Origin of the sequence: Peterkaempfera podocarpi, assembly GCF_042466665.1 — a bacterium.
GTDB classification, from domain to species: domain Bacteria; phylum Actinomycetota; class Actinomycetes; order Streptomycetales; family Streptomycetaceae; genus Peterkaempfera; species Peterkaempfera podocarpi.
This window is the reverse complement of record NZ_CP162102.1, coordinates 734,682-752,366: the sequence shown is the minus strand read 5'-3', so window position 1 is coordinate 752,366 and position 17,685 is coordinate 734,682. Positions and strand designations below refer to the sequence as shown.

The 17,685-nt window shown below is 72.8% G+C and carries 16 protein-coding genes and 1 pseudogene; 9 read left to right on the top strand and 8 right to left on the bottom strand.

Annotation, left to right across the window (positions count from 1 at the left end):
- Positions 1-6 precede the first annotated feature (6 nt).
- On the top strand, positions 7-933 hold the full coding sequence (locus tag AB0761_RS03470) for a transketolase family protein (RefSeq protein WP_377267392.1): 927 nt from the start codon (positions 7-9) through the stop codon (positions 931-933).
- 290 nt (positions 934-1,223) lie between these two features.
- On the opposite strand, the pseudogene AB0761_RS03465 reads toward AB0761_RS03470, so the two are convergent.
- The 4 genes and pseudogenes from AB0761_RS03465 to AB0761_RS03450 form a co-directional block, all read right to left on the bottom strand.
- Positions 1,224-2,728 (bottom strand): annotated as a pseudogene (locus AB0761_RS03465) (MFS transporter); the annotation flags it as partial.
- Positions 2,725-3,279: a TetR/AcrR family transcriptional regulator gene (locus AB0761_RS03460; RefSeq protein ID WP_377267391.1), complete on the bottom strand. Its 555-nt coding sequence runs from the start codon at positions 3,277-3,279 to the stop codon at positions 2,725-2,727. The pseudogene AB0761_RS03465 and the gene AB0761_RS03460, both read right to left, overlap by 4 nt.
- Positions 3,280-3,427: 148 nt before the next feature.
- Positions 3,428-3,817, bottom strand: a complete 390-nt coding sequence (locus AB0761_RS03455) for a cell division protein SepF (protein ID WP_377267390.1) — start codon at positions 3,815-3,817, stop codon at positions 3,428-3,430.
- 226 nt (positions 3,818-4,043) lie between these two features.
- Positions 4,044-4,553, bottom strand: a complete 510-nt coding sequence (locus tag AB0761_RS03450) for a DinB family protein (protein ID WP_377267389.1) — start codon at positions 4,551-4,553, stop codon at positions 4,044-4,046.
- 123 nt (positions 4,554-4,676) lie between these two features.
- Between AB0761_RS03450 and AB0761_RS03445 the strand changes: the two genes are divergently transcribed.
- From AB0761_RS03445 to AB0761_RS03435, 3 genes are all read left to right on the top strand, one after another.
- Positions 4,677-5,069, top strand: coding sequence for a DUF2568 domain-containing protein (locus AB0761_RS03445; protein ID WP_377267388.1), 393 nt, complete (start codon positions 4,677-4,679; stop codon positions 5,067-5,069).
- Between the two features lie 18 nt (positions 5,070-5,087).
- Positions 5,088-6,050 (top strand): helix-turn-helix transcriptional regulator, encoded by a 963-nt coding sequence (locus AB0761_RS03440; RefSeq protein ID WP_377267387.1) that lies wholly within the window; start codon positions 5,088-5,090, stop codon positions 6,048-6,050.
- Positions 6,051-6,145: 95 nt separating this feature from the next.
- Positions 6,146-8,221, top strand: coding sequence for a SpoIIE family protein phosphatase (locus tag AB0761_RS03435; protein WP_377267386.1), 2,076 nt, complete (start codon positions 6,146-6,148; stop codon positions 8,219-8,221).
- An 85-nt stretch (positions 8,222-8,306) separates the two neighbouring features.
- Here AB0761_RS03435 and AB0761_RS03430 read toward each other — a convergent pair whose 3' ends face one another.
- Positions 8,307-8,696, bottom strand: coding sequence for an ArsR/SmtB family transcription factor (locus tag AB0761_RS03430; protein WP_377267385.1), 390 nt, complete (start codon positions 8,694-8,696; stop codon positions 8,307-8,309).
- A 94-nt stretch (positions 8,697-8,790) separates the two neighbouring features.
- On the opposite strand from AB0761_RS03430, the gene AB0761_RS03425 reads away from it, so the two are divergent.
- Together AB0761_RS03425 and mug are read left to right on the top strand one after the other, a co-directional pair.
- Entirely contained in the window at positions 8,791-10,776 is a 1,986-nt protein-coding gene (locus tag AB0761_RS03425) for a heavy metal translocating P-type ATPase (RefSeq protein WP_377267384.1), read from the top strand.
- Positions 10,777-11,103: 327 nt separating this feature from the next.
- Positions 11,104-11,676: a G/U mismatch-specific DNA glycosylase gene (gene mug, locus AB0761_RS03420; protein WP_377273923.1), complete on the top strand. Its 573-nt coding sequence runs from the start codon at positions 11,104-11,106 to the stop codon at positions 11,674-11,676.
- On the opposite strand, the gene AB0761_RS03415 is transcribed toward mug, so the two are convergent.
- Both AB0761_RS03415 and AB0761_RS03410 read right to left on the bottom strand, forming a co-directional pair.
- Complete coding sequence (locus AB0761_RS03415; protein WP_377267383.1) at positions 11,666-12,325, bottom strand: GNAT family N-acetyltransferase; 660 nt, start codon at positions 12,323-12,325, stop codon at positions 11,666-11,668. The genes mug and AB0761_RS03415 overlap by 11 nt on opposite strands.
- Positions 12,326-12,414: 89 nt before the next feature.
- Complete coding sequence (locus AB0761_RS03410; protein ID WP_377267382.1) at positions 12,415-13,110, bottom strand: TVP38/TMEM64 family protein; 696 nt, start codon at positions 13,108-13,110, stop codon at positions 12,415-12,417.
- Between the two features lie 106 nt (positions 13,111-13,216).
- On the opposite strand from AB0761_RS03410, the gene AB0761_RS03405 reads away from it, so the two are divergent.
- Positions 13,217-14,224, top strand: coding sequence for an SPFH domain-containing protein (locus AB0761_RS03405; protein WP_377267381.1), 1,008 nt, complete (start codon positions 13,217-13,219; stop codon positions 14,222-14,224).
- A complete protein-coding gene (locus AB0761_RS03400) occupies positions 14,224-15,123 on the top strand; it encodes a hypothetical protein (RefSeq protein ID WP_377267380.1) in 900 nt (299 codons plus the stop codon). Before AB0761_RS03405 ends, AB0761_RS03400 begins: the two co-directional genes overlap by 1 nt.
- Positions 15,124-15,555: 432 nt before the next feature.
- Here AB0761_RS03400 and AB0761_RS03395 read toward each other — a convergent pair whose 3' ends face one another.
- The gene (locus AB0761_RS03395; protein ID WP_377267378.1) at positions 15,556-16,434 is read right to left on the bottom strand and encodes a hypothetical protein; all 879 of its coding nucleotides are present in this window, start codon (positions 16,432-16,434) and stop codon (positions 15,556-15,558) included.
- A 552-nt stretch (positions 16,435-16,986) separates the two neighbouring features.
- Here AB0761_RS03395 and AB0761_RS03390 point away from each other — a divergent pair.
- Positions 16,987-17,562, top strand: a complete 576-nt coding sequence (locus tag AB0761_RS03390; RefSeq protein ID WP_377267377.1) for a hypothetical protein — start codon at positions 16,987-16,989, stop codon at positions 17,560-17,562.
- The last annotated feature ends 123 nt before the right edge of the window (positions 17,563-17,685 follow it).

Sequence of the window (17,685 nt, the reverse complement as noted above, 5' to 3'; positions counted from 1 at the left end):
TCCGCCATGACCAGCATGCGTGACCGCTTCGCCGCCGTCACCAGCCGCCTGCTCGACGACGACCCCCGGATCGCCCTCGTGCTCGCCGACATCTCCGCCGACCGCTTCCGGGAGGCCGCCGCCGCCCACCCCGACCGGGTGCTCAATGTCGGCATCCGGGAGCAGCTGATGGTCTCCGTCGCAGGAGGCCTGGCCCTCACCGGGCTGCGCCCGATCGTCCACACCTTCGCCAGCTTCCTGGTGGAGCGGACCTTCGAGCAGATCAAGCTGGACCTCAACCACCAGGACGCCGGCGCGGTGCTGGTCAGCGCCGGCGGCTCCTACGACTGGCCGGAGGGCGGCCGCACCCACCAGTCACCCGGCGATGTGGCCCTGCTGGACACGCTGCCCGACTGGACGGTCCACATCCCCGGACACCCCGACGAGGCCGAGACCCTGCTGCGCCATGCGGTGGCCGGCGACGGGCGGGCATATGTACGGCTCTCCGAACAGCGCAATGCGACGGCCCGGCCGGTCACCCCCGGACACTTCCTGCGGCTGCGGCAGGGTTCGGCCCACGCCGGGGTGGTGGTCGCGGTCGGACCGATGCTGGACCCGGTGCTGGCCGCCGTCGAGGGCCTCGATGTGACCGTCCTCTACGCGACCACAGTGCGGCCCTTCGACGGAGCGGCACTGCGCGCGGCACTGGGGGAGACCGCGGATGTGGTGCTGGTGGAGCCGTACCTCGCGGGCACCTCGGCACGCCCGGCCGACGAGGCACTGGAGCAGCTGCCGCACCGGGTGCTGGGACTCGGCGTCGCCCGTCCCGAGCTGCGCAGTTACGGCACCATGGCCGACCATCTGGCAGCCCACGGCCTCGACCCGCGCTCCCTGCGCACCCGTGTCGCGGACTTCCTCGGCACCCCCGCGGGGACCCCGGCCCTCGCCGGGTGAGCGGCCTGCGGCCACCCGCCGCGCCGCCAGGGGCACGCAGCGCCGCCGCACCCCCGTGTGCGGCGGCGCTGCCCGGACCGGACCAGACCGGACCGGGCCGGCCCCGCCTATCGCCGCAGCGGGCTGAGCGTACGGCTCCCGGCGTCACCGACCGGCGCCTCGTCGGGCACCACGCCCGGCCGCGGCGCCCCGCCCGGCTCGCCCTGCGGTTCCCGGCGCGGCCGGTCGCGCAGCGGGACCTGCCCCGAGGGGACGGCGGGCTGCCGATGCCCTGCGCGGGCGCCAGGTCGGCGCAGCAGCAGCCAGGCTCCGGCAGCGGCCGCCGCCAGCAGCGCAGAGGCCAGCAGCGCGGCCGTGTCCATCCCGTGCACAAAGGCATGGTGGGCGCTCTCCAGCAGGTCCTCGGCGGCCGGTCGCGGCAGCGCCGCGGCGACCTCGGCGGCTCCGCCGAGCGAGTCGCCGGCCTGGGCGGCGGCCGCGGGGGAGAGCCCCGGCGGCAGGGCCAGACCGTCGCGGTACAGTCCCGTCAGCACCGAACCGACCAGCGCGATGCCCAGCGCCGCGCCCAGCTCGTACGCCGTCTCCGAGACCGCGGAGGCCGCCCCCGCCTTGCGGGCCGGGGCGGCGGTCAGCACCAGGTCGGTGGCGAGGGTGTAGACCAGCCCCTCGGCGGCGCCGACGGCCAGGAAGGCCGTGCCCAGCAGCAGATAGGACGTGTCGGCGCGGAGCCACCCCAGCGCGCCCAGGCCCAGCCCCATCAGCAGCAGGCCCCCGGTCAGGGCGCCGCGGGCTCCGGTGCGCCGGGTGAGCCGTCCGGCAGCGAGCCCGGCGACCACCGCGCCGGCGAAGGCGGGCAGCTCGGCGAGCCCGGCCCGCAGCGGCGAGTAGCCGCGGACCAGCTGCAGGTACTGCGAGACGAAGAAGACCACTCCGGAGAGGCCGACCAGCGCCACCAGGGCGCCGCTCACAGCTGCGGTGAACCGGCGGTCGGTGAAGAGCCGGATGTCCAGCAGCGGCACCTCCAGCCGCAGCTGCCGCCGGGCGAAGACGGTGAGCGCGGCGGCTCCCAGCAGCGCGGTGGCCGCGGTGTCGGCCCGGGCCGGGCCGTGGACGGCGGCCTCCTTCACCGCGTACACCAGGCCGAGCACCCCGGCCATGGACAGCGCCACGCTGGGCACGTCCCAGGCGCCGGGCCGGGGGTCGCGGGACTCGGGCAGCAGCCGGGCGCCGAGGCCGATCAGCAGCGCCATCACCGGCAGATTGATCAGGAAGACCGAACCCCACCAGTAGTGCTCCAGCAGGAACCCGCCGAGCAGCGGTCCCGCCGCCGCCCCGGCCGTGGCGGCGGCACCCCAGATGCCGATGGCGGTGGCACGCTCCCGGTCGTCCGGGTAGAGGGCGCGGATCAGGGAGAGGGTGGACGCATGATGGTGGCGCCGGCGACGCCCAGTACGGCGCGGGCGCCGATCAGCCACCCGGGTCCCGGGGCATAGGCGGCGACCAGTGAGGCGGCGCCGAAGCCGGCTGCGCCCCAGAGCAGCAGCCGCCGCCTGCCGATGCGGTCGCTGAGCGAGCCCATGGAGACCAGCAGTCCGGCGAGGACGAAGGAGTAGATGTCGCCGATCCACAGCAGCTGGGTGCCGCTGGGCCGCAGGTCTTCGCTGATGAAGGGGATGGCCAGGGAGAGCACGGTGGCGTCCACGGCCACCAGCAGCACACCGAGCACAAGGATGCCGAGGGCCAGTCGGCGGCTGCGGCCGTGCGGGGTGGTCGTGGGCAGGGCGGTGGCGGTCATGGTGTTGCGGTTCTCCTGGTGGCGCCGCCGAGGAAGAGCTCGGCGAGGGCGTGGGCACTGTCCCGGGGGGCGAGGCGGCCGTCCTGGACGGCCCAGCCGACACCGGCGACGAGGTCGAGGAATGCCTCGCTCAGCCACGCGGCGGGAAGTTCGATGCGGAAGGCGCCCTCCTGCTGGCCGCGCAGGAAGAGCGCGCGGACGCGGGCGTCGAGCCGGTCCCAGGCCTGGTTGATCTCGCTGTCCTCGTAGAGCTTGCTCTCCCCGGTGAGGAAGGCGCAGAGCTGGGCGACCGGGATCACGGCGTCGACCAGGCGGCGGACCGCGGCGGTGGCGTCGCCCTCGTCCACCCGGGCTTCGTCGAGCGCCTCGGTGAACCGGCGCAGGCCCAGGGCTCCGACCTCGCGCACCAGGGCGTCGCGGCCGGGGAAGAGCCGGTGCAGGGTGGCACGGCTGATCCCGGCGGCGCGGGCGATCTCGTCCATGGCGGCGTTGGGCTGCCGGGAGAGGACGCCGACGGCGGCGTTGAGAACGGAGTCACGGTCGATGGCCATGAGTCAAGCATAGCCCGCTTGAGACACCAGTGTCTCATTCTGTCGTTTGAAGTCTCCGGGGGGACGTCTCCCCGGGCATACAAAAAGCCGGTGGCGGCCACAGGGGCCTGCCACCGGCTCGGCGGGAGACGGGGGAGGGGGGAGGGGGTCAGCTCTGGTTGTAGAACCCGGAGTCGTCCAGCGAACCGCTGATCACCGTCACCTCGACCTCCGGCGGTGCCAGCAGGAAGACCCGCCGGGCGATGCGCTCGATACTGCCCCGGGTCCCGAAGATCAGTCCGGAGGCGAAGTCGACCAGCCGCTTGGCGTCGGCGTCCGGCATCTCCGACACATCCATCACCACGGGCGAGCCGGCGCGCAGATGCTCACCGACGACCCGGGCCGACTCAAAGCCGGTCGGGCGCACGGAGATGATCCGCGTGGCCTCGGCCGGAGCCGGGGCGACCGCTTCGGTGGCCCAAGGATCCTCGTACACGGGGGCTGCGTAGCCGCCGGAGGGCATCAGCCACCCGTGGTGCTCGTCACGAAGTGCTCCCATGCCGCGCCTCCCCATCCCGTCACATCCCGATTCCGGCGGCCTACCCGTCTCCTGACGTGTCATCCACTCGCCGGAACTGTCCGAGTATCGCACTGATCACCCAGTCCGCGCCCGCGCAGCACCGCCGTTCGGGTCGTGGCGCAGTCATAGCCGGGCTCCTGCTGCGACGCCGCAGCTCGGCGTACGGTTCCTCGGTGACGATCCGTCAACCGGCATTGACTTAACGTCACTCTCCCGTGGCACCGTCGATCCGCTCGCGGAGCAGATCCGCGTGGCCGTTGTGCCGCGCGTACTCCTCGATCATGTGGGTGAGGATCCAGCGCAGCGTCACCTCATTGCCGTGCCGCAGACCCTTGCCGACCGTCTCCAGCGGCAACCCCTCCGCGGCGGCCCGGGAGGCCTCCACCTCCGACCGCCAGACCGCGAACGCCTCCGCCACATCGGCGGTGTCCACATTGTCGAAGTCCCCGTCGGGCTGCTCGGTGGACCAGAAATGACCCCCGTCCAACTGCTCGCCGCGCAGCACGCGCTGGAACCAGGAGCGTTCCACGTCCGCCATGTGCCTCACCAGCCCGAGCAGCGACAGACCCGAGGGCGGCGCCGACCGGGTACGCAACTGCTCGTCGTCCAGGCCCTCGCACTTCAGCAGCAGGGTGGCGCGATGGAAGTCCAACCAGCTGTCCAGCATGGCGCGTTCGCCGAGGTCGAATGCCGGATGAATACGGGTGTCGTCCATGTCTGACATCCTGACGCCCCATCGGCCCCGGCGCGAGGGAATTCGACCGCCGGGGCCCGGCGCACCCGGCTACGCTGGAGCCGATCTTCGAACACGGCATCGGTTCACCAACGGGGGCGGATCATGAGGGGCGCGGCAGCCGGACTCAACCTGGCGCTGAGATTCCTGCTGGAGCTGGCCGCACTGGCCGCCCTGGCCCTCGGCGGCTACCGGATCGGCGGCCCCGTACCGCTGCGGATCGCCCTGGCCGTGGCCGTCCCCGCGGCGGCCGCCGTGCTGTGGGGCCGCTACGCCGCACCGCGGGCCACCGTCCACTCGCCTGCCGCCTGGCTGGCGACCCAGCTGGCCGTGATGGGCGGTGCCGTGGCCGCGCTGGCTGCGACCGGGCACCCGTCGGCGGCGATCGGCTTCGCCGCCGTCCTGGTCGTCAACACCGCGGCGCTCGCCGTCCTCGGCAAGTGGCGCCCGCCCGGCGCCGCCGAAGCCGCCGCACCCGCCGTTCCCGACCCGCGGTAGCACCGGCCGGCCACCCCCATGCGCGCCGACCGGCTGCTCTCCCTGCTCCTGCTGCTGCAGCACCGCGGCCGGCTCACCGCGTCCCAGCTCGCGGCCGAACTGGAGGTCTCGGTGCGCACCGTGTACCGGGACGTGGAGGCGCTCGCCGCAGCCGGGGTCCCGGTGTACGCCGACCGCGGCCCCGACGGCGGCTACCGGCTGCTGGACGGCTATCGCACCCGCCTGACCGGCCTCAACGCCGACGAAGCCGATTCGCTCTTCCTGGTCGGCCTGCCCGGCCCGGCCGCCGAACTGGGCCTGAGCGCCGAGATCGCCAGCGCCCGGCTGAAGCTGCTGGCCGCCCTCCCCGCCGAGACCGGGGCCCGGGCCGAGCGCATCCGTGAACGCTTCCACCTCGACCCCGGCCGCTGGTTCAGCGACGCCTCCCCGGTACCGCATCTGTCCGCCGTCGCCGACGCTGTCTGGCAGCAACGGACCCTGCGCATCCGCTACCGCAAGTGGGGCCCGGCCGAAGTGGACCGCACGGTGGACGCGCTCGGCCTGGTCCTCAAGGCCGGCGAGTGGTACCTGGTGGCCGCCGTCGACGCGGCGCCCCGCACCTACCGGGTCGCCCGCATCCTGGAGTGCGAACCGGGCCCGCCCTTCCGGCGGCCACCGGGATTCGACCTGGCCGCCTACTGGGCGGACTGGTCCGACCGCTTCCAGGAGACCGCCTACGGGCGCACCGTGGACGTCCTGCTCACCGAGTGGGGGGCCGCCCGGGTCCAGGCGCTGTTCGCCCCCGTCCAGGCACGGGCCGTCGCCGACGCGGGCCCTCCCGGCCCCGACGGCCGGATCAGGGTCGCGCTGCCCGTGGAGTCGCTGCGTCACGCGGCCTGGGACCTGCTGCGCCTGGGCGCCGGCGCGGAGGTCCTGGGGCCGCCCGAGGTGCGGGCCGAAGTTGCCGCGGCGGCCCGGGCCATGGCGGAGCTCTACGGGTGACCGGCTGCCTCGGCGGAGGGGCGAGATTAGGCTGAGAGCTGGTCCCACACCCGTGGAACGCTGCCCGCGGCGGCTCACCGCACCGGGAGGGCGAGATGGAGGACGCAGCGCAGGCCGGGCCCGGCCCGCCGGCTCCCTGGCCCGTAGGGCCGGACACCAGCCTCGCCCTGAACCGGATGGGCAGCTTCGACTGGGACCTCGACAGCGGCCTGCTGCACATGGACGAGCCCGCCCTGCGGGTCTACGACATGCCCCCGGAGGAGTACGACGGCAACCCGATGGTGCTCGCCGTCCGGATGCCCGCCGAGGACCGCACCAGCCTGGACAACCGCGTCACCGAGGCACTCAAGGGCGGGGCGAGCACCTACGGTTTCTACTTCCGCGTGGTGCACCGCGACGGCACCTCCCGCTGGGCCCACACCCAGGGCCACATCCACCGGGACCCCGGCGGTCGGCCCCGACGCGTCATCGGCATCATTCGCGACGCCACCGAGGAACTGGAGCAGGCCGCGGAGCGGCTGGCCTGGGAACGCGAGCGGGACCGCCAGACCGGAGTGGTGGAGGGCACCGCCGCCGCCCTCGCCCACGCCATCACCGTCCAGGACGTCACCGCCGTGCTCAGCGACCCGGACGGGCTCGGCCGTCTCGGCGCCGCCAGCCTGGTGCTCGGCATCATCGAGGGAGGCCGGGTCCGGGTGCTCGCCGAGGGCACCCCCGGCAGCAATGTGCCCGACCTGGAGTGGACCCGCGTCGAGGACGACTACCCGATCAGCGAGGTCATACGGACCATGGCGCCGATCTACATGACCTCCGCCGGGGAGTTCGAGCACCGCTACCCCGAGCTCTGGCCCTACATCCGCCCGCTGGACGTCACCTCCGCCGCCTATCTGCCGCTGGTCGCCCAGGCCCGCCCGATCGGCGCGCTGGGGCTCCTCTACCGGCACAAGGACGCCTTCACACCGGAAGAACGCAATCTGCTGCTCGCCCTGAGCAGCGGCATCGCCCAGAGCCTTCAGCGGGCCATGCTCTTCGACCAGGAGCACGACCTGGCCAAGGACCTGCAGACCGCGATGCTGCCGCGCAGCCTCCCGCAGGTCCCCGGCGTCGTGGTCGCCGCCCGCTACCGCGCCGCCAGCGCCAGCCGCGACATCGGCGGCGACTGGTACGACGCCGTGCCGCTGCCCGGCGGCCGGGTGGGTGTGATGGTCGGCGACGTCCAGGGGCACGACACCCCCGCGGCGGCCGTGATGGGCCAGCTGCGGATCGCCCTGCGCGCCTACGCCGCCGAGGGCCATTCGCCCGCCACGGTGATGGCCCGTGCCTCCGTCTTCCTCTGCGAACTGGACACCGACCGCTTCGCCACCTGCGTCTACGCCGATGTGGACACCACCACCGGCGCCGTGCGGCTGGTCCGCGCTGGGCACCTCGCCCCGATGCTGCGCCGCGCCGACGGCCAGTGCCACCCGCTCTGCGGTCCGGTCGGGCTGCCGCTGGGGCTCTCCGCGCAGTTCGGCGAGCTGGAGTACCCGGTCACCACGATGGAGCTGGCTCCCGGGGAGACCCTGCTGCTGTGCAGCGACGGCCTGGTGGAGCGGCCCGGGAGCGACCTGGACGAGGGCGTGGAAGCGCTCGCCAGAGCCGTCTACGAGGGACCCCGGGAGCTGGAGAAACTCGCCGACCGGCTCACCGAGGTGATGTGTGTGCAGACCGGCGGCGAGGACGACGTGGCGCTGCTGCTGCTCACCCGGGAGGAGGGCGCCTCTCCCGAGCCCACCCGCTTCCTCCACCAGTACGTCGCCCCGGCGGACCCCCAGGCGCTGATCTCCGCCCGCCATCAGATCCGCGAGGCCGTGACGGCCTGGGGGCTCCCCGAGCGGACGGACGAGGTGGAGCTGGTGGTCGACGAACTGGTCACCAACGCCCTGCGGCACACCGACGGAGGCGCCCTGCTGAGCCTGCGGCTGATGGCCGACCCCCGGCCCCGGCTGCGGATCGAGGTGCAGGACCGCTCCAGCGCCCTGCCCCGGCGGCGGGAGCCCGACTACGAGTCGACATCGGGACGCGGCATGCTGCTGGTGGACCGGCTGGCCGATGTCTGGGGCGTGGACGCACGGGGCACCGGGAAGTGCGTCTGGAGCGAGTTCGTGGTCGGCCGCGGCTCCGAGAAGTGAACGAGCCGTCGCCACCAGGTACGACTGTGAGGATATGCATGCCGCTTCGGGCGTCTGGCTCCGCACCTGACCGACCGGACCGTTTCTAGCGTCGGACTGCGGGCGGAGCCGTTTCAGCCGCGGGGGTGTCGCGCAGGCCGAGCCGTAGGTGCTCGACGTGGAAGAGGGCCTGGTCCAGGAGTTCGGCGACGTGGTTGTCGTAGAGGGCGTAGACGATGGAACGGCCCTGGCGTTCTCCGGTGACCAGTCCGAGATTGCGCAGCAGGCGCAGTTGGTGGGAGCAGGCGGAGGCTTCCATGCCCACAGCCTCGGCGAGGTCGCCGACCGCGCAGGGGCCTTCCCGGAGGCGGGCCAGGATGTACAGCCGTGAGGGGGTGGCCAGGGCCTGGAGGGTGGCGGCGACATCGGAGGCGCCCGCCGCGTCCAGGCGTTCGCGCGCGGTGGCGTTGCTTGTGCCGTCGGCTCCGTGACCCATGGCGCCACCTTACCAGCGACACATGAAGACCTGTTCATATGTTCCTGTATGGTGGTCGTGTCGCTGCCCTCCACCCTGAAGGGGTTCCTTCGTCATGCCTTCCGACCTGATCCAGCGGCCCGAACGGACAGCTCCGGCCCTGGCGCATACGGTGCCGAAGCGGCGTACCCGGGTGTTCGCGCTGGCCGAGGCGCGCTGGGCGACCGCGGCGCTGGTGTTGTTCCTGTTCGCGCTGCCGCTCCAGCTGACCGGCGCACCCGCCTGGGTGTGGGGTCCGCTCTACGCCGCCGCGTACGTCACGGGCGGCTGGGAGCCGGCCTGGGCGGGGCTGACGGCGCTGCGGGAGAAGACCCTGGATGTCGACCTGCTGATGATTGTGGCCGCGATCGGCGCGGCCTCGATCGGGCAGGTGATGGACGGCGCGCTGCTGATCGTCATCTTTGCCACCTCCGGCGCCCTGGAGGCGCTGGCGACCGCCCGCACCCAGGACGCGGTGCGCGGCCTGCTCGACCTCGCCCCCACCACCGCGACCCGGCTGGCCGACGACGGGAGCGAGGAGAGCGTCGCCACCGCCGATCTGGTGGTCGGGGACACCATCCTGGTCCGGCCCGGTGAACGGGTGGGCGCGGACGGCCGCGTTGTGGACGGCGCGAGCGAGGTCGATCAGGCCACCGTCACCGGTGAGCCGCTGCCAGTGGCCAGGGAGGCCGGTGACGAGGTCTTCGCCGGCACCCTGAATGGCACCGGCGCCCTGCGGGTGAAGGTCGAGCGGGACGCGTCGGACTCGGTGATCGCGCGGATCGTGGCCATGGTCGAGGAAGCCTCCGAGACCAAGGCGCCCACCCAGTTGTTCATCGAGAAGGTCGAGCAGCGGTACAGCCTGGGCATGGTCGTCGCGACCCTGGCGGTCTTCCTCATCCCGCTCGCCTTCGGCGCGGACCTGACCGGGTCGCTGCTGAGGGCGATGACCTTCATGATCGTCGCCTCGCCGTGCGCCGTGGTCCTGGCCACGATGCCGCCGCTCCTCTCGGCGATCGCCAACGCCGGCCGCCACGGCGTGCTGGTGAAGTCCGCCGTCGTCATGGAACGCCTCGGGCAGGTCGACGCGGTCGCACTCGACAAGACCGGCACCCTCACCGAGGGCACGCCCCGCGTCACCGACATCCGTCCCCTCGACGGTTCCGGCCTGACCGAGGATGCCCTGCTGGCGTTGGCAGCGGCGGCCGAGCACCCCAGCGAACACCCCCTGGCCCGCGCGGTCGTCGATGCCGCCCGCGCCCGGGGCCTGGCCATCGCGGACATGCGGGACTTCACCTCCGCCCCTGGTGTCGGTGTCACCGCCACCGTCGACGGTCACCCGGTCGCGGTCGGCGCCCCGGCCCGCCTCCTCGCCGACAACGACCCTGTCTCGGCCGGCGCTGCCGTGGTCGCGACCGGGCTGGAGGACGGCGGGCGCACGGCGGTCCTGGTCCTGCGCGACGCCGTCCCGGTAGGGGTGCTGGGCGTCGCTGACCGGCTGAGGCCCGATGCCGCCGCGGCCGTCGCAGCCTTGACCGCACGGACGGGCAGCACGCCGATGCTGGTGACCGGCGACAACCCGCGCGCCGCCGCCCGCCTGGCCGCCGAGGTCGGCATCCCCGGCGACGACGTCCACGCCGGTCTGCTGCCCCAGGACAAGGTCGAGGCCGTACGGCGCATGGAGGCCCGGGGGCACCGGGTGCTGGTCATCGGCGACGGCGTCAACGACGCCCCCGCACTCGCCGCTGCCCACACCGGCATCGCCATGGGCCGCGCCGGTTCCGACCTCGCCCTGGAAACCGCCGACGCCGTCGTCGTCCGCGACGAACTCGCCACCATCCCCACCGTCGTGAGCCTGTCCCGCGCCGCCCGCCGTCTGGTGGTGCAGAACCTCGTCATCGCCGGAGCGTTCATCTCCGGACTGGTCATCTGGGACCTGGCGGGCCAACTGCCGCTACCCCTTGGTGTTCTCGGCCACGAGGGCTCCACCGTCATCGTCGGCCTCAACGGCCTGCGGCTGCTGCGCGGCGCCGCCTGGCGCCGGGCGGCGAAGGAAGGATGAAGAGCGTGCATACGCAGGACAGGAATCACAGGAGCTTTCCCGAGTGCGTCCGGCTGTCGGGGCTCGGGCTCACCCTGCGGGAATGGGCCGACGCCGATCTGCCGCTGATGGTCGACCTTTTCGACGACCCGCTGCCGACATCACCACCTGGATCAGCAACGGTGGCCCCGGCCTTGCTGAGGCGCCCGATACCCTCGGCCTCTACTCGTTCAGCCCGTCCAGGCGTGTCCGCCACGAACTCGAAGACTGACCGGCCCCGACCGGGGCGCTGTCACATCCCGGCTGCCGTTGATCGGCCCGCAGAGAGGAAGGGGTCCCTTGACCGCGTTGCGCCCCACCCGCGCCGAGATGGAGGCGGCCCGTGACCGCCTGGTGCCGGATGTCCTCGGGGACGATCTGCGGGTGCTCTTCTGCGGCATCAACCCCGGGCTGTGGACAGCAGCGACGGGATACCACTTCGCCCGCCCCGGCAACCGCTTCTGGCCCGCCCTGCACGCCTCCGGGTTCACCCCCCGCTGCTTCCGCCCGGACGAGCAGTCCGAGCTGACGGCGCTCGGTTTCGGCATCACCAATGTGGTGGCCCGCCCGACGGCCAGGGCGGACGAGCTCACCGCCGAGGAGTACGCCGCAGGCGGCCGCATCCTCGCGGCCAAGGTGGCACGGCACCGACCGCGCTGGCTGGCGGTGGCCGGTGTGACCGCCTACCGCGCGGCCTTCGCCGACCGCCGGGCCGCGGTGGGCCCCCAGTCCGGCACCCTGGGCGACACCCGCATCTGGGTGCTCCCGAGCCCCAGCGGCCTGAATGCCCACTGGTCCGCCGCCGCTCTGGCCGCCGAGTTCGCCCGGCTCCGCGAGGCGGCAGGGGCACCCGAGCTGCCGGGCGCGGGGCTCACGGCCTGACCAGCAGGGCCTCCGCCCCGATCGGGCGGTAGCCGGCCGCCTGGAAGGCGCGGACGCTGGGGGCGTTGCCCGGTGCGATCTGCGCCCACAAGGGGCCCCCGTCCGGCACCAGATGACGCAGTGCCAGCGCCAGTGCCCTCCCCAGGCCCCGGCCGCGCGCGTCGGCGTCGACCTCCACCGAGGCCTCCCACCGCCCCGCCAGTCCCCGGCCCAGCACCGCCACCCCGCCGTCGGCCGCCCACACCCGTACGTCGTCGCGGTAGCGCAGCGCCCGGGCGACCCTGGGGTGGTCCGGGTCGTCGATCGGTTGCAGGGCCAGCGGGGGCGGGCCCGGGAGCGGGGAGGTCTGCACGACCATGTCGATGTTGCCCACCAGCCGCCCGGTGCGGGCGGAGAGCGCGCCGAGGAACGGTGGGCAGAGCGGTGCGGACAGCGGGTCACCGGGGTCCGCGGCGAGGGTGTCCCGTACCCACTGGGGGTCGGCATCGGTGAAGACCACCGCATGGGCGCAGAAGGAGAGGACTCCGGCGGTGCGCGGCGACGGCTGCGGTACCACCGTGACCGTGCCGTCGGGAGGGGGGAACTGGCCGCGCGCCGCGGCATCGAGGATCTCTCCGAGCGAGCCGTCCGCAACCGTCGGCAGCGCCACAGGTCCTCCCCGCTGACGTGGCTCCAGTGGTCCGGCCGGACTCTACCGGGCGTTCGCGGGCCGTCCCGTGCCGGGCGCCGGCAGCAGTGTCAGCCCGTCGCGTCCGAGGGGCGCCCGCGGCCGCGGAACCGCCGCCACAGGGAGACCGCGCTGAGCAGCCCGGTGGCGGCGATGAGCGCCGCGGAGAGCAGGAAGGCAGGGGAGCCGGGTGAGGCTGCGGAGGCCCCGGCGACGACGTAGGCAGCGGTGCCCGGGATGACGCCCACTGCCGTGGCCAGGACGAACGGCAGGGGCCGCACGCCGGAGAAGGCCGCGGCGTAGTTGGCGGCGGCGAACGGCACCCCGGGGACGATGCGCAGCAGCAGCACACTGCGGAAGCCCTGGTGGGTGAGTCGCCGGTCGAGGGCTGCGAGGACCTTGGTGCGCAGCAGCGGGCGCAGTGCCTCCCGGCCCAGGCCCCGTCCGAGGCCGAAGGCGAGCAGCGCACCGGCGGTGGTGCCGGCCACGGCCAGGGCGAGGCCCTGGTGGATCCCGAAGAGTGCCCCGGCGGCGGCGTTGAGCAGCGGCTTGGGGACGAAGGCCAGGGTGCTCAGGGCGAACAGTGCGGCGAAGGCGGGGCCGGCCCAGGGGCCGGGGACCAGCGCGGTGAAGCCGTGGGTGAACAGCTGCTGGGGGCTCCACAGCAGGAGCGAGCCGGCGGCCGCGGCGAGGAGCACCGCCAGCAGCGCGAGACGGACCCGGGGTGTGAGCGGGAGGCGTCCGAGGGGCGGTGTCAGGCGGGGCATCCGGTGAGCGTAGCCGGATCCCGGCGTTGACGTGGACCTTTGTCGTCCTGTTGACGATAAGAGGGCGAGCCACTATCGTCATACTGACGAAAAGGGGAGACATCACATGGCCGACATCACCCGCCGCTTCGGATTCCGGCACCTGCGGGCCGCACCCACCGCCCACATCCGCCACCTGCGCGGCGGCATCCCCGCCCATGACGGCACCGGACTGGCCTTCTGGTTCCGGCCGCTGACCGCCGCCCTGTCCGAAGTGCCCGCCGACGACCGCGAACTGGCCATGCTCTTCCACGCCCGCACCGCCGACTTCCAGGACGTCACCGTCCAGGCGACCGTGACCTTCCGGATCACCGACCCCGCTGTCGCAGCCGCCCGGGTCGACTTCTCCATCGACCCCGACACCGGCTCCTGGCGCTCGGCCCCCCTCGACCAGCTCGGCACCCTGCTCACCGAGACCGCCCAGCAGCACGCCCTGGACCTGCTCGCCCGCACCCCGCTGGCCGCCGCACTCACCGACGGAGTCGCCGCCGTCCGCGACCGCGTCACCACAGGACTCACCGCCGACCCGCGCCTCGCCGAGACCGGCCTCGCCGTGATCGCCGTCCGGGTGGTCGCACTGCGCCCCGAACCCGAGGTGGAGCGGGCACTGCGCACACCAGCCAGGGAACTGGTCCAGCAGGAGGCCGACCGCGCCACCTACGAGCGCCGCGCCGTCGCGGTGGAGCGCGAACGCGCCATCGCCGAGAACGAACTCGGCAGCCGTATCGAACTCGCCCGCCGCGAGGAGCAGTTGCTCGCCCAGCAGGGCGCCAACGCCAGGCTCCAGGCCGAGGAGGCAGCCGCCGCGGACCGGGTCAGCACCGAGGCCGAGGCGACCCGCCGCACCCGGCTCGCGGAGGCCGAGGCCCAGGCCACAGGCATGCTGGGCGAGGCCAAGGCCACCGCCGAGGCCGCCTGGCTCACCGCCCACCAGCAGGCCGACCCCGCGACCCTGCGGGCGCTCGCCCTGATCCGGCTCGCCGAGCATCTGCCGCGGATCGACAGCGTCACCCTCACCCCCGACCTGCTCACCGGGCTGCTCGCCCGGCTCGGCGCCGGACCGGGCGAGAGCTGATGGCACTGGCCCCTCGGCTGGTTCTCGTCCACCGCCGCACCGAGTACCAGGAACTGGTGGCCCGGCACGGCACCGCCGGGCAGGCCGGGTTCTTCCTGGCCTCCCGGGGCCGCTCGCTGGAGGAGGCCGAGCAGCGCCACCACCAGACCCTGGCCGCGCTGGCTGAGGTCGCCGCGGCGGTACCGCTGGACTGGCGGCGAACCCGGGTCGAGCGCGGCGACCTGGCCCGGTTCCTCTTCGCGCCGGACGACATCGTCGCCGTCGTCGGCCAGGACGGACTGGTCGCCAACGTCGCCAAGTACCTCGACGGCCAGCCGGTGATCGGGCTGGACACCGACCCCGGGCGCAACCCCGGGGTGCTGGTGCGGCACAGCTCGGGGGACGCCGCCGAACTGCTGCGCGCCGCAGCCGACCCGGCGGGCGGCGGCCGGGTCGAGGAACGCACGATGGTGGAGGCGGTGGCCGACGACTCCCAACGGCTGCTCGCGCTGAACGAGATCTACCTGGGTCAGCCCGGGCACCAGACCGCCCGCTACCGGCTCGCGGTGGACGGGCAGCCGGCCGAACCCCAGGCCTCCTCCGGAGTCCTGGTCGGCACCGGCACCGGGGCCACCGGCTGGTGCCGCTCGGCCTGGCTGGAGCGCCGCAGCGAGCTCGCCCTGCCCGCGCCGGACGCCTCCGCGCTGGCCTGGTTCGTCCGCGAGGCCTGGCCCTCGCAGGCCACCGGGACGGCGCAGGTGCAGGGACTGCTGACGCAGGACTCCCGGCTGACGGTCACCGTGGGGTCGGACCGCCTGGTGGCCTTCGGCGACGGTATGGAGGCGGATGCGCTGGAGCTCTTCTGGGGCCAGACGGTGCGGGTGGGTGTCGCCGCCACCCGGCTGCGGCTGCTGGTCTGACCGCCCGAGCGGGGCCTCCGCGACCGGGATCCCAAGGTCAAGTGCCACCCCGTACCGGGATCTGACGTGGCGTCGCCAGGGGGTGCCCATATGCGTTCGATCAAGGACACCGGGTGCGATTCGATCAGGGGTACCCGCCCTGGGGCGAGAGCGGGGACGCGCCGAGCTTCGACATCTGCGGTTGCTGTGGGATCGAGTTCGGGTACCAGGACGCAACCAGGGCCCAGACCTGTACCCGCCGTCTCCAAACCCGGTCCGGATGCCGACGACAACGACTGGAAACACATTCTCTGGGCACGATGGGGGAACGACGCGTATCAGTCGGCCTGAGGTCCGAGCTGACCAAGGGGTTACTGAGGTGGGGCTGGTCTGACTCCCTGGCCGGGCAGTGCCGCGTCCGTCGATGGCGTCGCCCATCCGGCGGGGTGGGGACTACTGGTTGGGCCTCGTCTGCGGTGTCAGTGTGTCGGCGATGCGATCGACGCCGAATCCGCTGATCAGAAGGCGCTCCTTGCGGTTGCCGAGGAGACGTTGACTCCAGTCGACAAAACCACCGTCGCCGACTTCCACCTGCCGGCCTCCGACGTTGGCGAAGATCTTGAAGCACATGCCCGTGTAGTAGCCGCGCCCAGTTGTCCGGCCCGGGTCCTGAAGTACGGAAACGCCCGGCAGCGGGGCGAGGTCGGCGCACATGCGTTCGGCGACGGGAGTGCTTGCGTCCTCCAGGCAGGTGAGCCGGATCTGTGTCTCCGGAGCCCCGGCGGCGGCCATTGCCCGGGCAGCGAACCGCAGATGCTCATTCAGCTGGTGGTACTCGAAGGCGCGGTTGCCGGTGTCCCGGCCCGCGGTCACCAGGCCGAAGATCTGGAAGTGGGCGAGCATCCCGGCGCCCTCGAAGTGCTGTGCACGGGAGACCCGCTGACTGGCCGCCAGTCGCACCACGACGCTGGAGCGGGGATCATCGGCCAGCGCCCGGGAACGTCGGGCGGATGCCTCAAGGGCCAATGCGTTCGTCGGGTCGGCGGCCACCTCGCTCCCGCGAATTGTCGCGATCACCTTGCGTGGATCGACGGTCGCCACGGCCGAATGTGCTGCCAGCGGCAGGACCGGGGCGAGCACGAGCACCTCGAAGCCGTCCGGCAAGGCGGACACCAAGGTGTCTTCGGCGCGGCGCAGCGCGGCGAAACCGGTCGGTGCCGGCGCCACGAACCGGTCACTGCCGTAGCGCCGCATGACCTCAGCAGGCGAGAGCCGTTCTGCCCGGCGCCGGAACACCTCGAGCAGCAGTGTGGTCAGGTCTCCGCCGGACATCCCGTCCGCCAGGACATTCAGCAGCTCCGGGCCCCCGGGCCGCCCCAGGACTCGCCGCAACGCAGGGTTGGTCTCCATGTCCCGATGGAGGTCGTCGCGTGTCATGGGCAAGGAGTATTGCCTGGCCGGTCCGGCTCTACCAGAGATTTCCCGGTATGCCGGTGATCAGGCCCCTGCGGCCCCGGGGTACTCGAACGGGTGCCCACGCCCCATGGGTGCGACCTGTACGGCGAACGCCGAGACTTCCTCACCCATGTTCAGAGGACGATCTCGCCCGGTGCGCTGCTCGGCAGCGTAACCACGCTCTCGACGTTGGACCGTACCCGTGATGTAACGGATCAGGATGAGAGCGCACAGACCACAGACGTGATTCCCACAAGCGGATCGATGCGGACCAGATGGATCATCAACCTGAGGCAGTGCGAAGCTCTGCTTCCGTTCGCGGTTGAAGGTACGGCCCGAGGCCGGGCGTCCGAACCGAGGGTAGCCCTAGGACGATCGGCCTGATTCACTCGAAGTGGAGCACAGGTCCACGCCCCAAGGGGAGGGTGCATGTCCGGTCTGGAGGACGCCGCAGCAGCACTCGCGCGCCAGAAACGGCAAGCCGCCGAGTCTGCAGCCACCCGCTACGCCGAGACTCAGAGGGCCCAGCAGCAGAACGCTGCCTTCCTGCGAGAGCGGGCCCGGGAGTTCTTCGTGTTCGCCCGGGATCACGGCACTCCCACGTTCCCTCTGTACCTCTACGGATCGATGGAACATGACGGCGCGTACGCCCGCATGGACGAGACGTGCGTCATGGCATCCACCTGGCACCTGTCCTACGGCTGGACCGGGGAACTGGGCCATCGATGGGCCGTCACCTCCGGCGGGGGCGTCTATACCTATGCACGCATCGAACGCCGCCAGCGCATCCGCGACGCACGGCGCTATGGCATCCGCGACGAGGTCTTCGTCGTCGTCGACATGCGTTCTCACGACACGATTCGACGCAGTCTCGCTTACCGGAGGTTGAGTCCCCACTTCGTGGCTGCTGCGGCAGCGCTGCTCGACCCCGTCCGCGGAAGTACGAGTGATCCAGAAAAACTGACCGGCATTCAGAGCGATGGTTCAATCGGGTACTTGCTGTAGATCAACTCTTGGTCTGACGGAGCCCCGCCGGTTGACGGGCGGGCACTGTGGCGCTGACGGCCCTCCGAAGCCCAGCGCCTGTTCCACCTTTCTGCACTCCCACAGTGGTCCGCCGTCTCATGC

What these genes read in the sequence shown, in the direction of transcription:
- AB0761_RS03470 (WP_377267392.1), top strand. Translation starts at nt 7, where the DNA reads ATGACCAGCATGCGTGACCGCTTCGCCGCCGTCACCAGCCGCCTGCTC.
- AB0761_RS03460 (WP_377267391.1), bottom strand. Translation starts at nt 3,279, where the DNA reads ATGGCCATCGACCGTGACTCCGTTCTCAACGCCGCCGTCGGCGTCCTC.
- AB0761_RS03455 (WP_377267390.1), bottom strand. Translation starts at nt 3,817, where the DNA reads ATGGGAGCACTTCGTGACGAGCACCACGGGTGGCTGATGCCCTCCGGC.
- AB0761_RS03450 (WP_377267389.1), bottom strand. Translation starts at nt 4,553, where the DNA reads ATGGACGACACCCGTATTCATCCGGCATTCGACCTCGGCGAACGCGCC.
- AB0761_RS03445 (WP_377267388.1), top strand. Translation starts at nt 4,677, where the DNA reads ATGAGGGGCGCGGCAGCCGGACTCAACCTGGCGCTGAGATTCCTGCTG.
- AB0761_RS03440 (WP_377267387.1), top strand. Translation starts at nt 5,088, where the DNA reads ATGCGCGCCGACCGGCTGCTCTCCCTGCTCCTGCTGCTGCAGCACCGC.
- AB0761_RS03435 (WP_377267386.1), top strand. Translation starts at nt 6,146, where the DNA reads ATGGAGGACGCAGCGCAGGCCGGGCCCGGCCCGCCGGCTCCCTGGCCC.
- AB0761_RS03430 (WP_377267385.1), bottom strand. Translation starts at nt 8,696, where the DNA reads ATGGGTCACGGAGCCGACGGCACAAGCAACGCCACCGCGCGCGAACGC.
- AB0761_RS03425 (WP_377267384.1), top strand. Translation starts at nt 8,791, where the DNA reads ATGCCTTCCGACCTGATCCAGCGGCCCGAACGGACAGCTCCGGCCCTG.
- AB0761_RS03410 (WP_377267382.1), bottom strand. Translation starts at nt 13,110, where the DNA reads ATGCCCCGCCTGACACCGCCCCTCGGACGCCTCCCGCTCACACCCCGG.
- AB0761_RS03405 (WP_377267381.1), top strand. Translation starts at nt 13,217, where the DNA reads ATGGCCGACATCACCCGCCGCTTCGGATTCCGGCACCTGCGGGCCGCA.
- AB0761_RS03400 (WP_377267380.1), top strand. Translation starts at nt 14,224, where the DNA reads ATGGCACTGGCCCCTCGGCTGGTTCTCGTCCACCGCCGCACCGAGTAC.
- AB0761_RS03395 (WP_377267378.1), bottom strand. Translation starts at nt 16,434, where the DNA reads ATGTCCGGCGGAGACCTGACCACACTGCTGCTCGAGGTGTTCCGGCGC.
- AB0761_RS03390 (WP_377267377.1), top strand. Translation starts at nt 16,987, where the DNA reads ATGTCCGGTCTGGAGGACGCCGCAGCAGCACTCGCGCGCCAGAAACGG.